We start from the raw sequence: 13,679 nt of genomic DNA on the forward strand, positions 1-13,679 counted from the left end.
CCCCGCCCAGCGGCGGCGCAATGGCCGCCTCGCTGGCCGCCTACGGCGCGTACCTTCCCCCCACCCTGCTGCTGCCCGTGGCGCTGCCCATCCTCTCCCTCTCTGTCCAGGCTCGCCGCGAGCCTCAGGCCGCCGCCGAACGCGCCGAGCAGGCGGCCGCGCCGTGCCGCGCGCCCGCCGGGCGCCCCGACCGCCCGGCCTCCTGCCTTCCCCCCGTTCAACCCGACGCCGGGGCCGGGCGCGCCCGCGAGGAGCGCGGGCCCGGCGCAACCGCCGCCGAGGCCGGCCCGGCCGCCAGCGCCGCGCCCAGTGCCGGCGCCTTCGGCAGCGGCAGTGCCGAAGAGGAGCTGCTCGAGTCCGCCGGCGCCACGCCCGCCGCCGTCGGCGAACCCGCCCTCCCCATTCAGGGCGAGCAGCGCCAGGCCCTCGAGCAGTGGCTGCGGCAGATCCCCGACGACCCGGCCGAACTGCTGCGGCGCAAGTTCTGGTACGAACAGCAGCGCCACCAGGAAAAACCGCGATGACCTTTCCGACGCCCCGCGCCCTGCGCGCCCTGATCCTGCTCGCTGCGCTGGCCCTGCTGTCGCTCGCCCGTGGCGCCCTTGCCGCCGAGCTGCACGCGCAGGTCGATCGCCACGAGCTGACGGTCGGCGAGATCGTCGAACTGACCCTGCAGAGCGACGACCCGACCCTGTTCGGCCGCCCCGACCTGAGCGTCCTGCAGGCGCAGTTCGAGGTGCTCGACACCCGCCTGCTGACCCGTCCGGCCGAGAACGGCGCGCCGGGCGACCTCGACAGCCTGCTGGTGATCGGCCTGCAGCCGAAGCTGGCCGGGCGCCTGCGTATCCCGCCGCTGCAGGTCGGCGAGGCGTTCTCGCCCGCCATCGAGCTGGAGGTGCGCGAGGCCGCCCCGCGCGCCGGCAGCGAAGCTCTGGCGCCGGTGTTCGTCGATGCCCGCCTGGACGAGGACAGCGTCTACGTGCAGGCCCAGGCCATCCTCACCCTGCGCGTCTACCACTCGCTGGCGCTGTACGACGACAGCCGCCTGAGCCCGCTGGAGCTGGCCGATGCGCGGGTCGAACCGCTGGGCGCCACGCGCACCTACGAGACCCTGCTCGACGGCGTGCGCCACGGGGTGATCGAGACCCGCTACGCGCTGTTCCCCCAGCACAGCGGCGAACTGCGCATCCCCGCCCTGCTGTTCAGCGCCACCGCCCTCGCCCCGGGCGAGGCCGGCGCGCAGCCGTTCGGCCCGCGCAGCGGGCGGCCGGTCCAGGTGCGCTCGCCGGAGCTGACCCTGCAGGTCAAGCCCAAGCCGGCCGACTATCCGGCCGGCACGCCCTGGCTGCCGGCGCGGGTGCTGACCGTCAGCGAGCACTGGAGTCCCGAGGAGCAGCGGGTGCAGGTCGGCGACTCGCTGACCCGCAACCTGCTGGTGCGCGCCGAAGGCCTGGCCAGCGCCCAGTTGCCGGTGCTGGACATGCCGGTGCAGGAGCACTGGCTGCGCCGCTACCCGGAGCAGCCGCGCCTGCACAACCGCGTCGGCGAGCACGGCCTGACCGGCAGCCGCGAGGAAAGCAGCGCGCTGGTACCGACCACCCCCGGGCGCATCGAGCTGCCGGCGCTGGAGGTGGTGTGGTGGAACACCGTCGAGGATCGCCTGATGCGCAGCCGCCTGCCCGGCCGCACCCTGGTGGTGGAGGACAACCCGAATATGGTGGATACCCCGCCGGTGGTGCCCGGCGAGCTGGCGAGCCGCGAGGCGCGCCTGTGGCCCTGGCAGCTGGCCACCGCCATCTTCGCCCTCACCACCGCGCTCGGCTTCGGCCTGTGGTGGCGGGCGCGGCGCCTGCCGGCGGTGATCCGCGCCGCCGCCAGCGGCCCCAGCCCGCGCACCCTGCAGGACGACCTGCGCCGCGCCTGCCAGAGCAACGACCCGCACGCCACCCGCCAGGCGCTGGACGCCTGGGCGCGCCAGCAGCCGGAGACCCTCGCCGACATGGCCGCGCGCTACGTGCCGCTGTCCGACGCCCTCGACGGCCTCAACGGCGCACTGTACAGCGCCAGCGGCCACTCCTGGCAGGGCGAGGCGCTGTGGCAGGCCATCGGCAGCCTGCCGCCGGCCAGCAACGGCAACGCCGGCCCGCCGCCAGCCGGCTCGCTGCCGCCGCTGTATCCGCGCTGAGCACTCGAGGGCTCGCATGCCATAATCGGCTGCGCCCGAGCGTACCGTCCCCTATCAAGGAGCCTTCATGCAGGCCGACTTTCTCGATGCCCATGAACGTCACTGGCAGGATGCCGAACTGCTGCTGACCAATCAGCGACTGGCGAATGCCGATCATCTGTATGGTATGAGCGCCGAGTGCGGCCTGAAGAGACTGATGCTCGCGTTTGGCATGACATATGACTTTCAGAAGAATCTCCCTTCTGACAGAAAGGATCAGCAGCATGTCGACAAGCTCTGGATGCGCTATGACGATTATCGGACAGGCCATCACCAAGGTATGGGTTATGGCCTGCCGCCTGCCAACCCCTTTTCCAACTGGCACGCATCTCAACGCTATTCCAGCCAGGCAGATTTCAGTACGCCACGTGTGACCGATCACCGGACCGGCGCCGAGCTTGTCTGCAACCTGATTCGCAAGGCCAGACGTGAGGGGCTGCTATGACCACTTTCGACCAGATTCTGACCACCACCCATGCGGTTCTACAGCAGAACGCCCCCGACTTGCAGACTGTGGGAGTGCTGCTGATCAACCGTGACTTGAATGGCCGAGTACGGCTGATCGCACAGGAGACGGTCCGTAGCGATCCTCGGGCCATACAGGTACTGGAGAACATCTGCGCGCAACTGGCTGAACGGCTCGGGCCACATGCCTGGCCGGTGGAGCGTGCAATTCTGTTCGAAGATGATCTGCAGCAAGCCCGCAGCGACGCCCCGAGCTTCTCCCTGCGCGATTTCCCGCAGGTGCATGTCGTTGACCGCCTGGCTACCGAAGGCGACTGGGCACGCATATCCGCCGAATCCACTGGTGCCCCTCGCATCGTTTTCTTCTCCATCAAGGGAGGAGTAGGCCGCTCGACCGCACTGGCCGCGACAGCCTGGTCACTGGCACAAGCCGGCAAGCGGGTACTGGTGCTTGACCTGGACCTGGAGTCGCCAGGCCTGTCCTCGGCCCTGCTGCCGGAGGACTACCGACCGGCCTTCGGCATCACCGACTGGCTGGTCGAGGATCTGGTCGGCAATGGCGCATCCGTCCTCGGAGAAATGCTCAGCATCAGCCCATTGAGCCATGATGGCGAAATTCTGGTCGTGCCCGCACACGGCAGCGATCCCGGGGAATACATCAACAAGCTCGGACGGGTATGGATGCCCAAGGTGCACGCCGATGGCACCCGTGAAGGCTGGTCGGCGCGTCTGTCGCGTCTGATCGGCGCGTTGGAGCACAGCCAGCGCCCCGACGTGATCCTGCTCGACTCGCGCGCCGGGATCGACGAAGTGGCCTCCAGTTGCGTGACCGACCTGGGAGCTGGCCTGGTATTGCTGTTTGCAATCGACGGCGAGCAGACCTGGACAGGTTATCGCATCCTGTTCGAACACTGGCGGCAATACGCTGTTGCCCCGCTCATTCGTGAGCGCCTGAAGGTGGTCGGTGCCATGCTGCCTGACGACGAACGTCGTATCGAATACTTCGATGGTCTGCTTGAGCGCAGCCATGAGCTGTTTATCGAAGCACTCTACGATGAAATCCCCGCGGGGGAGATCGGCGATGAGAGCTGGACATTCGATGTCGACGACATCACCGGCCAGCACTATCCCCTGCCGATCGGCTGGAATCGGGGCTTTTTTGCCCTGCAATCACTCCATCAGCGGATGGGCAGTCTGGATCAGCGGCAAGTCGATCATGTCTTTGCCGAGCTCATCCAGTACATTTCCGCATTCGTTCAGCAAAAGACCCGGACAGACGCATGACCCTGGCCCAAGCCCTCCGAGAGGCAATGCTGGAAGCTCAGCTGGAAACCAGTAACTACGGGGAAACCCCGGCAGCCAGCAACCTGTACATCCCTCCGGCACACATCAAGGCACTCAATCTGGAGTCGACGCTGGTGGTCGGGGGTCGGGGAGTCGGCAAGTCCTTCTGGACTGCCGTGCTGGGTAATGCCGGACTGCGCAGTCTGATCGGCAGCAGCGTTCGCCGGCTGGATCAGGCGGAGGTCTGCATCGGTTTTTCGCTCAACGAAAATATCGACCGACATCCGAACCGCGACAGTTTTTCCCAGCTACTGACGGCTGGCCATGCTCCCTATGACATCTGGCGGGCCGTCATTCTGCACTGGCTTGCCGAGCAGCTCGGCCACTCGCTACCGGTCTCTCGGTGGCCTGCACGGGTCGAATGGCTGAAGCAGCACCCGGAAGACGTTTCCCGACTGATGGTGCAGGCCAACCAGAAATTCGCTGGTGAAAACCGCTATGCCCTGTTTGTGTTCGATGCACTGGACCGCACCAGTAACGACTGGCGCATCATGGACGAAATCGTGCGCGGCCTGCTGGAGGCCGCTCTCTGGCTGAAGTCCTTTTCGCATCTGCATGCCAAGGTATTCCTGCGGGAAGATCAGATGGAGCGCAACGTCACCAACTTCGCGGACGCCTCCAAACTGCTGGCCAGCCGGGCTACCCTGAACTGGGAGCGTCACGACCTGCATGGCCTGCTCTGGCAGCGCCTGATCAATGCACCGGAGAGCGCGGGTGAACGGCTGCGTACCCTTTTCCAGACTGTCGCGGGCTGCCAGCCGAGCCAACGTGAAGGCGTCTGGCAACTGCCCGATGAAGCACGCCGGGAAACACCGCTGCAACGCACCCTCTTCGAGAAACTGGCCGGCCCATGGATGGGACGCGATCCTCGTCGAGGCGTGCCCTATATCTGGTCCGTCAGTCATCTGGCCGATGGCCGTGGTCAGACCTCGCCACGCTCGTTCCTGGCCGCCATCCGGCAGGCGGTAGAGGATTCGGTTCAGCGCTATTCGGCCGAGGAATTGCCAATCCACCACGAAAGCATCAAGCGTGGAATTCGTAAGGCATCGGACAATCGGGTCGAAGAGCTTGCCGAAGAGTTCCCGTGGATCAGGACCTTCCTCGGATGCCTGAAAGGTCTCACGGTGCCCTGCAACTACGAGCTGATTCTGGAGCGCTGGCAAGATGCCTTCCCGACCGGACCGGCCTCTGCCTCTCTTGATGACCGCCTCCCTCCGCAGCATGCCGAGCGCGGCTGGGACGGCATCTGCGAAGACCTGCAGCGTCTCGGTCTGCTCGAGCGCAAGAAGGACGGCCGGATCGACATGCCCGACCTGTACCGCGTTGGCTTCGGACTTGGTCGCCGGGGCGGGGTCAAGCCGAGCAGCAAGCAATAAAGACGCTTGCTGCAGCCTAGCACCAATCATTCGCGCAGAAGCTCACACGCGCCATGCTCCTAGCGCGGCAGGCGCCGCGCAGCCCCTGTGCACCCGTCGACAAAAACCCGGGCCCGCTGCGGCAAGCCCGGCGGCGGCGTTTTTTCTACTGTCATGACCTCTCGTTTCTTCCAACAACAACAAGAGATCTGTCATGGCCGGAAAACCTGCAAACCAGCATTCGGGTACCGATAGCGCGGTACCGCTCGATCAACGTCTCAGCCGCGGCTCGCTGACCATGGCCTGGTGGGGCATCTGCAGCGCGATGTTCTACCTGGTGGTCGGCGCCGCCCTGGCGATGGGCTTCGGCACGCGCAACGCGATCATCGGCCTGCTGCTGTCGGTGGTCTGCTACGGGGCGATCAACGCGGTGATCAGCCGCTACGCCATCGCCAGCGGACTGTCGGTGGCGCAGTTCTCGCGCCATCTGTTCGGCCGCGCCGGCGCGGCGCTGGCGACCCTGCTGTTCAGCGCCACCGCCATCTACTACGCCGCCTTCGAGGGTTCGGTGATGGCCGTGGCGCTCCACCACTACGCCGGCGCGGTGAGCCTCGGGCAGGCCTACCTGATCGTGGTGGTGTACAGCGTGCTGCTGATCTTCGGCCACGCCATGCGCTGGCTGGACAAGCTCAACGGCGTGCTGCTGCCGCTGTACCTGCTCGGCCTGGTCGCGGCGCTGCTGATGGCGGTGGACCAGTACGGCTACTCCTCCGCCTGGCTGGAGCTGGCGCCGGAAGGCGGCGCGCCCGCGCACGGCTGGTGGAACTGCTTCACCTACTTCATGGGCGTCTGGGTACTGATGATGTACACCTGGGACTACGCCCGCTTCGGCCGCGCCGAGGACAGCGACTACCACGCGCGCATCAACTTCGGCATGCCGTTCTACGCGGTGGCCTTCCTGCTCAACGGCCTGGCCGGGATCTTCCTCGCCGCCACCATCCCCACCGAGGGCGGCGTCAGCGAGGTGTCGGTGGTGCTGTCGATCGTCCAGCTGATGGGCCTCTGGGGCCTGCTGTTCGTCTGGGTCACCCAGACGCGCATCAACACCGGCAACTTCTTCCTCGGCGCCACCAACCTGCAGGCGCTGGGCGCCAGCCTGAGCCTCGGTCGCGTGCCCTACGTGGTGTGGGCGGCGCTCACCGGCCTCACCGTCTACCTGCTGATGCGCTTCGACGTGTTCAGCTACATCCTCCAGGCGCTGGCCTGGCAGAGCATCTTCATCGTCGCCTGGGTGGCCATCGCCCTGGCGCACATCCTCGCCGCCCGCGGCGCACCGGTGGCCGACGACGCCAGCCTGCCGGCGTTCAACGCCCGCGGCCTGCTGGCCTGGTTCGCCGCCGCCGCGGCCGGCATCGTCCTGCTCAAGGCCGGCGATGCGACCCTGGCGACCTTCTCGGCGCCGGCCACCTTCGTGGTCGCCTTCGCCGGCTACCGCCTGCTGGCCAGCGGCCGGCGGCGCGCCTGGTCGGCCGGCACCGACAGCCTCTGAGCCTGGGGCAGGCGCCCGCCTGCCCATCTTCCCCATCACGGAACGCGCCGCCTCCCGGCGGTGCGCTTCCGGTGTGCCCGCAAAACAACGACAACACCCGGAGACACCCGATGCGTCACCCGCTCACCCGCCGCACTTCCCTGCTGCTGTGCCCGCTGCTGGCCGCGCCGCTGCTGACCGCCTTTGCCCTGCCGGCCGCCGCCGTGCAGGTCACCGACAACCTCGACCTCGGCGGCGCGATCCGCGGCCGCCTGGACTACGACCCGGACCGCGACATCGCCGAGTTCGGCTTCGACACCGCCTTTCTCACCGCCACCTACACCTCGGACAGCTGGATCGGCGCGGCCAAGTACCGCTTCTACGGCAAGCACCGCCCGTTCGACTACACCGACAAGATCGGCGACATCTCCTTCGCCGAGTACGCCTGGCTGGGCTACAAGTTCGACGCCGAACGCCAGGTGCAGGCCGGCCTGATGCCGATTCCGTTCGGCCTGCAGCCCTACTTCGGCAGCACCTTCTTCGAGTCGCTGGGCAACGTGATCGGCCTCGAGGACACCCAGGACATCGGCATCAAGTACACCCAGAAGAACGCCGACTGGGACCTGCAGGCCGCCTGGTTCGCCATGCCCGCCGAACAGGGCAAGGGCACCAGCCGCGGCGGGCGCACCTACGGCACCAGCGTGGCGACGGCCGACGCCTACGTGGTGGACGGCAGCGACAACCACGAGGAGAACATCGTCGTCGCCCGCCTGGCGCGCAACCTGCAGCTCGGCGACTGGGCCTCGGAAGTGGGCGTGTCGGCGCTGGCCTCGACCCTGGAGAACCAGGACACCGGCAAGGACGGCGACCGCCGCGCCTTCGCCGTGCACTACCTCGGCCAGAACGGCCCGTGGGGCGTGCAGCTGCTCGCCGCGCGCCAGTCGATGAGCCCGGAGAACCCCGGCAGCGACCGCCTGGTGTCCTTCGGCAGCTTCGACGGCACCTTCAACGTCGCCGCCAAGGGCAACCTGTACGTCGCCGACCTCAGCTACGCCCTGCCCGGCCAGTACGGCTGGTTCTCCGGGGTGAAGTTCTATGCCAACTACAGCCACTTCACCAAGGACGCCAGCGGCTTCGAGGACTCGCAGCGCTTCATCGCCGGCAGCTCGTTCACCTTCGGCCCGCTGTGGATTGCCCTGGAATGGCTGCACGGCAAGCACGACCCTTACATCGGCGGCGGCAGCTACACCCAGAGCCTCGGCGCCGGCGGCAGCGACCGCTGGGAGAACCAGCTGTACAGCAACGTCGGCTACTACTTCTGAGCCGCCGCAGCGCCAACCCCTAGTCCCCTGTTCAGGCCAGCCTCGCGCTGGCCTTTTTTTCGTCTGCACCAACGGCAAGCCACGCACGGCCGAGTGCACGCAGACGCAACAAAGGGTGCGCCCCACGACAAGCCCGTCCGCCGCGTGCCGCGTAGCTTGTAAGCCAGGGCGGAGCCTTGTGGGGCCGCCTCTCCGACAACAACAAGATGTGTGGTGAACCATGAGTACAGTAGATCCGATCACCCTCGCGGTCGTGCGCGGGGCGCTGGAAACGGCCCAGCGCGAGATGACCCTGACCCTGGAGAAGACCGGCCGCTCCAGCGTGTTCAACCTGGCCCACGACTACTCCAACGCGCTGTTCGACCACTTCCCGGAAATGATCCTGCAAGGCCAGGACATCCCGATCCACCTCGGCTCGCTGATCCCGGCGATGAAGTGCGTGGCCGAGTTCTTCGACGGCGACATCGCTGAAGGCGACGTGATCTATCACAACGACCCGGCCTACAAGGGCAGCCACATCCTCGACTGCTGCATGTACAAGCCGGTGTTCTACCAGGGCGAGCTGGTGTTCTGGACGGTGTGCAAGGGCCACCTCACCGACATCGGCGGCCCGGTGCCGGCCGGCTACAACCCGGACGCCAAGGAGATCTACGCCGAGGGCCTGCGCATCCCGCCGGTCAAGCTGTGGGCCGGCGGCAAGCGCCGCGAGGACGTGTTCAACCTGCTGCTCACCAACATGCGCGCCCGCCCCTACCAGGAGGGCGACCTCAACGCCCAGTACGGCGCCTGCTGCGTGGGCGAGCGCCACCTGCTGGAGCTGGTCGAGAAGTACGGCGTCGCCCAGGTGCGCGCCTGCATCGCCGAGCTGAAGAACATGGCCGACCGCCACATGCGCGCCCTGCTGCGTGACGTGCCGGACGGCCACTACAGCGGCACCGCGATCCTCGAGGACTCCGGCCACGGCCTCGGCGAGCTGGCAATCACCGCCCACGTCGAGATCCGCGGCGACGAGGCCCACGTGCGCATCGAGAGCCCGCCGCAGGTGCCCTACTTCATCAACTCCTACGAGGGCAACTCGGTGTCCGGCGTCTACCTGGGCCTGATGATGTTCGCCCAGGTGCCGCCGCCCTACAACGAGGGCCTGTACCGCTGCGTCAGCGTCGACCTCGGACCCAAGGGCACCCTGTGCAACGCCGAGGAACCGGCGCCGCACGTCAACTGCACCACCACGCCGATGGAGACCCTGGCCGACGCCGTGCGCCAGGCGCTGGAGCAGGCCGCACCCGAGCGCGTCACCGCCTCCTGGGGCCACGCCAGCGGCATCAACATCGCCGGCCACGACCCGCGCCGCGAGGGCGAGGAGTACGTGACCATGGTGCTCGCCTCGATCATCTCCGGCGCCGGCGCCAACAAGGTGATGGACGGCTGGCACGCCTGCGGCCCGCTGTGCTGCTTCGGCGCGCTGATGAGCGGCGACATCGAGCTGCTCGAGTACTCCTACCCGATCGTCATCCACCGCTACAGCCTGATGAGCGACAGCGGCGGCGCCGGCGAATTCCGCGGCGGCTCCGGCACCCGCCTGGAGATCGAACCGCTGGAGCACGAGATGACCGTGGTCGGCTTCGGCGAGGGCCGCCAGCTGGCCACCGCCGGCGCGGCCGGGGCGCGCAACGCACTGATCGAGCCCAAGCTCGGCCGCCTGATCCACCGCCGTGCCGACGGCGAGGAAACCCACTACATCCAGAACCCAGTGCTGACCGTGCGCCCCGGCGAGCGGGTGATCAACGTCAACCCCGGTGGCGGTGGCTACGGCGACCCGCTGCGCCGCCCGGTCGCCGCGGTCCTCGACGACCTGCGCAACGGCCTGGTCTCCGCCGAGGGCGCCCGCCTCGAGTACGGGGTGATCGTCGACGCCGACGGCCATCTCGACGAAGCCGCCACCCGCGCCGCCCGCGCCCCCCACTGAGCACTGCTGAGGAACATCGACATGCGTAACCAATATCGTCTGGGCATCGACGCCGGCGGCACCTTCACCGACTTCATCCTCGCCGACCGCGACGGCGGCGTGCAGCTGTTCAAGGCGCCGTCCACCCCGCAGGACGGCACCCTGGCGATCCGCGCCGGTCTCGCGCAGATCGCCGACGCCGTCGGCCGCTCGCCGGCCGAGATCATTGCCGACTGCGACCTGTGCATCAACGGCACCACCGTGGCGCTCAACGCGCTGATCGAGCGCACCGGGGTCAAGGTCGGCCTGCTGTGCACCGAGGGCCACGAGGACAGCCTGGAGATCCGCCTCGGCCACAAGGAGGAAGGCCACCGCTACGACGCCCACTACCCGCCGGCGCACATGCTGGTGCCGCGCCACCTGCGCCGCCCGGTGGGCGGGCGCATCCTCAGCGACGGCCGCGAGTACAGCCCGCTGGACGAGGCCGCAGTGCGCGAGGCCATCGAGTACTTCCGCGCCGAGGGCGTCGAGGCGGTGGCGATCTCCTTCGTCTGGTCGGTGCGCAACCCGGCCCACGAGCTGCGCGCCGCCGAAATGGTGCGCGCCGCCCTGCCCGGGGTGTTCGTCTGCACCGGCGTCGAGGTGTTCCCGCAGATCCGCGAGTACACCCGCACCTCCACCACCGTGGTCAACGCCTACCTGAGCCCGGTGATGGCGCGCTACGTCGAGCGCATCGACGCGCTGTTCGAGGAGCTCGGCGCCCAGCAGCCGGTGCGCTACTTCCAGTCCAACGGCGGCCTGGCGCCGGGCGGCATGATGCGCGAGCGCGCGGTCAACGCGATCAACTCCGGCCCGGCCTCGGCGCCGCAGGCCGGCCTGTCGGTGGCCAAACCGTTCGACATCGACAATGTGATCACCGTCGACATGGGCGGCACCTCGTTCGACATCACCCTGACCAACGCCGGGCGCACCAACTTCAGCAAGGACGTCGACTTCCTGCGCCAGCGCATCGGCGTGCCGATGATCCAGGTGGAGACCCTCGGCGCCGGCGGCGGCTCGATCGCCCACCTCGACGAGTTCGGCATGCTCCAGGTCGGTCCGCGCAGCGCCGGCGCCAAGCCCGGCCCGGTGTGCTACGGCAAGGGCGGCACCGAGCCGACCGTGACCGACGCCAACCTGGTGCTCGGCTACCTGCCCGACGGCGCCCTGCTCGGCGGCAGCATCCGCCTCAACCGCCAGGCGGCGCTGGACGCCATCCGCAGCAAGATCGCCGACCCGCTGGGCATCAGCATCGAGCGCGCCGCCTACGGCATCACCACCCTGGTCAACCTGAACATGGTCAACGGCATCCGCCGGGTGTCCATCGAGCGCGGCCACGACCCGCGCGACTTCGCCCTGATCGGTGCCGGCGGCGCGGCCGGCATGCACGTGGTGCGCCTGGCCGAGGAGATCGGCATCCACACAGTGCTGATCCCCAAGGTCGCCTCCGGCCTGTGCGCCTTCGGCCAGATCCTCTCCGACATGCGCTACGACCAGCTGACCACCCTGCCGATGCGCCTGGACGCCGGCCACGTCGACCTCGCGCAGCTCAACCAGGCGCTGGCCGAGCTGCGCAACAAGGGCCTCGACAACCTGCGCGAGGACGGCTTCGCCGCCGACACCATCGAGTGCCACTACACCCTGGAGATGCGCTACCTCGGGCAGATCCACGAGTGCAGCGTGGAACTGGCCAGCAGTCGGCTCGACGAGCAGGGCCTGGCCGCGCTGTGCGAGTCCTTCCACCAGCGTCACCAGGCGCTGTACTCCTACAGCGAGCCGGGCAGCCCGGTGGAGCTGGTCAACCTCGAGTGCTCGGTGATCGGCCGCCTGCCGCGCCCGCCGCTGCCGGAGCTGCCGATGCCGGCCGAGGTCGGCGAGGCCGCCCCGTCCAGCCTGCGCAAGATGCTGTTCAGCGCCGACGGCGACTGGCAGGCCACCCCGGTGTACGACGGCAACCACCTGCAGGCCGGCCAGACCGTGCAGGGTCCGTGCGTGATCGAGGAAAGCACCACCAACATCGTCATCCCGCCGGGCTGGCAGGCGACCCTGACGCCGACCGCCACCTACCGGGTGACGCCAAGGACTTGACCACCCGGTCACCCAGGCCAATGATGGCGAAATAACGGCGCGGCAGGGATTTCCACTTCCCTGCCGCGCTGTCCTCAGAACAACGATAATCGTGAGGACCGGCCATGGCTCAACAGCTCTCCACCCGGTACTGGCCGCAACAGGAACGCCAGCTCCGCTGGGCAGAAGCTATCGGCACCACCTACTTCCCCCTCAGCCTGGAGTTCGCCCCCGGAGCGACCTTCCAGGGCAGCCTGCACGTCTGGGACACCCCGAGCACGCCGCTCACCCTCTCCCGCCTGCGCTCCAGCCAGCTCGCCTACTCGCGCAGCAAGGCCCAGGTCAGCCAGGACCCGGAAGCCTGCTACCTGGTCACCGTGCCGCGGCAGACCGAAGTCCTCTTCGAGCAGGACGGCCGCGCCCTGCGCTGCCAACCGGGCGGCTTCATCGTCGAGCGCGGCGATGCGCCCTACCGCTTCCACTATGCCGCCGACAACGACCTCTGGGTGTTCAAGCTGCCCGAGCGCGCCCTGCACGGTCAGCTGCGCGGCGCGGAACGCTACACCCGCTTCTGCTTCGACGCCCGCCGCGGCCTGGGGCGGATCTTCGTCGAACAGCTCGGCCTGTGCGCGGCGCGCTTCGACGAGTGCGACGCGAGCGCCCGCCACCTGCTGCTGGAACAGGCGCTGGCCACCCTGCTGATGGCCCTGCGCCAGGACGAGCGGGTGCTCAACAGCGAGACCTCGACGCTGGCTGCCGTGCACCTGCAGCGCGTCGAGCAGTACATCGAGCGCCACCTGGCCAACCCCGAACTGAACCCGGCGCAGATCGCCGAGGCCTGCGGCCTGTCGCTGCGCTACCTGCACAAGCTGTTCGCCGCCACGCCCTACACCCTCGGCGAATGGGTCCGCCTGCAACGCCTCGAGGCGGTGCACCGCCAGCTGCGCGACCCGCACTGCCACCTGTCGATCGGCGAACTGGCGTTCCGCTGGGGCTTCAACGACCAGGCCCAGTTCACCCGCGCCTTCCGTCAGCAGTACGGCTGCACCGCGCGGGAGGTGCGTGGGGGGTTGCAGAGGCGGCCGGAGTGAAAGCGAGGTCGACTGGAAACTGCGGCCAGGGAGGGCGCGGTTCCTGTCTGAAACCACTTCTTGCCCGTGCAAGCGGTTTAATGCTGGTGGGCAACCGGCTGCCTTTGGCTTGGACTTGCGTCTGGTTTAGCCAATTTCCTCCGCAGTGATGACCCTTGGGGAACGACCACAAGCGTACATTGGACGGTTTGGCATCAAATCTGTAACGTCAGCGCGGCTTGTATGTCAGAAGGTGATTAATTCTTCTGACTAAAAATGGCAAATATGGATTTTTGACCACCTGCTTGAAGCTGCGGAGA

General features: G+C 68.0%; 9 protein-coding genes and 1 pseudogene. All 10 read left to right on the top strand.

Annotated features, from left to right (window positions below; all coding sequences use genetic code 11):
* Positions 1-524: pseudogene (locus RA210_RS05400) on the top strand (hypothetical protein); the annotation flags it as partial.
* A complete protein-coding gene (locus tag RA210_RS05405) occupies positions 521-2,185 on the top strand; it encodes a BatD family protein (protein ID WP_201485642.1) in 1,665 nt (554 codons plus the stop codon). The pseudogene RA210_RS05400 and the gene RA210_RS05405, both read left to right, overlap by 4 nt.
* Positions 2,186-2,252: 67 nt before the next feature.
* On the top strand, positions 2,253-2,669 hold the full coding sequence (locus tag RA210_RS05410; RefSeq protein ID WP_136488717.1) for an SAM-dependent methyltransferase: 417 nt from the start codon (positions 2,253-2,255) through the stop codon (positions 2,667-2,669).
* Positions 2,666-3,973: a KGGVGR-motif variant AAA ATPase gene (locus RA210_RS05415; RefSeq protein ID WP_136488718.1), complete on the top strand. Its 1,308-nt coding sequence runs from the start codon at positions 2,666-2,668 to the stop codon at positions 3,971-3,973. The genes RA210_RS05410 and RA210_RS05415 overlap by 4 nt, the downstream gene beginning before the upstream one ends.
* Positions 3,970-5,409 carry a hypothetical protein gene (locus RA210_RS05420; protein ID WP_136488719.1) on the top strand — a complete coding sequence of 480 codons (1,440 nt, stop codon included), beginning with the start codon at positions 3,970-3,972 and terminating at the stop codon, positions 5,407-5,409. The genes RA210_RS05415 and RA210_RS05420 overlap by 4 nt, the downstream gene beginning before the upstream one ends.
* Before the next feature lie 193 nt (positions 5,410-5,602).
* On the top strand, positions 5,603-6,937 hold the full coding sequence (locus RA210_RS05425; protein WP_236574627.1) for a purine-cytosine permease family protein: 1,335 nt from the start codon (positions 5,603-5,605) through the stop codon (positions 6,935-6,937).
* Positions 6,938-7,047: 110 nt separating this feature from the next.
* The gene (locus tag RA210_RS05430) at positions 7,048-8,238 is read left to right on the top strand and encodes a hypothetical protein (RefSeq protein ID WP_201485643.1); all 1,191 of its coding nucleotides are present in this window, start codon (positions 7,048-7,050) and stop codon (positions 8,236-8,238) included.
* 220 nt (positions 8,239-8,458) lie between these two features.
* On the top strand, positions 8,459-10,204 hold the full coding sequence (capB, locus tag RA210_RS05435; RefSeq protein WP_201485644.1) for a caprolactamase subunit beta: 1,746 nt from the start codon (positions 8,459-8,461) through the stop codon (positions 10,202-10,204).
* 21 nt (positions 10,205-10,225) lie between these two features.
* The gene (gene capA / locus RA210_RS05440; protein ID WP_201485645.1) at positions 10,226-12,310 is read left to right on the top strand and encodes a caprolactamase subunit alpha; all 2,085 of its coding nucleotides are present in this window, start codon (positions 10,226-10,228) and stop codon (positions 12,308-12,310) included.
* Between the two features lie 104 nt (positions 12,311-12,414).
* Positions 12,415-13,380: a helix-turn-helix domain-containing protein gene (locus tag RA210_RS05445; protein WP_201485646.1), complete on the top strand. Its 966-nt coding sequence runs from the start codon at positions 12,415-12,417 to the stop codon at positions 13,378-13,380.
* Positions 13,381-13,679 lie beyond the last annotated feature (299 nt).

It is taken from the genome of Pseudomonas sp. OF001 (genome assembly GCF_904426495.1).
Classification (GTDB): Bacteria; Pseudomonadota; Gammaproteobacteria; order Pseudomonadales; family Pseudomonadaceae; genus Geopseudomonas.

Coding starts and splice junctions, on each gene's coding strand:
- RA210_RS05405 (WP_201485642.1), top strand. CDS start 521: ATGACCTTTCCGACGCCCCGCGCCCTGCGCGCCCTGATCCTGCTCGCT.
- RA210_RS05410 (WP_136488717.1), top strand. CDS start 2,253: ATGCAGGCCGACTTTCTCGATGCCCATGAACGTCACTGGCAGGATGCC.
- RA210_RS05415 (WP_136488718.1), top strand. CDS start 2,666: ATGACCACTTTCGACCAGATTCTGACCACCACCCATGCGGTTCTACAG.
- RA210_RS05420 (WP_136488719.1), top strand. CDS start 3,970: ATGACCCTGGCCCAAGCCCTCCGAGAGGCAATGCTGGAAGCTCAGCTG.
- RA210_RS05425 (WP_236574627.1), top strand. CDS start 5,603: ATGGCCGGAAAACCTGCAAACCAGCATTCGGGTACCGATAGCGCGGTA.
- RA210_RS05430 (WP_201485643.1), top strand. CDS start 7,048: ATGCGTCACCCGCTCACCCGCCGCACTTCCCTGCTGCTGTGCCCGCTG.
- capB (WP_201485644.1), top strand. CDS start 8,459: ATGAGTACAGTAGATCCGATCACCCTCGCGGTCGTGCGCGGGGCGCTG.
- capA (WP_201485645.1), top strand. CDS start 10,226: ATGCGTAACCAATATCGTCTGGGCATCGACGCCGGCGGCACCTTCACC.
- RA210_RS05445 (WP_201485646.1), top strand. CDS start 12,415: ATGGCTCAACAGCTCTCCACCCGGTACTGGCCGCAACAGGAACGCCAG.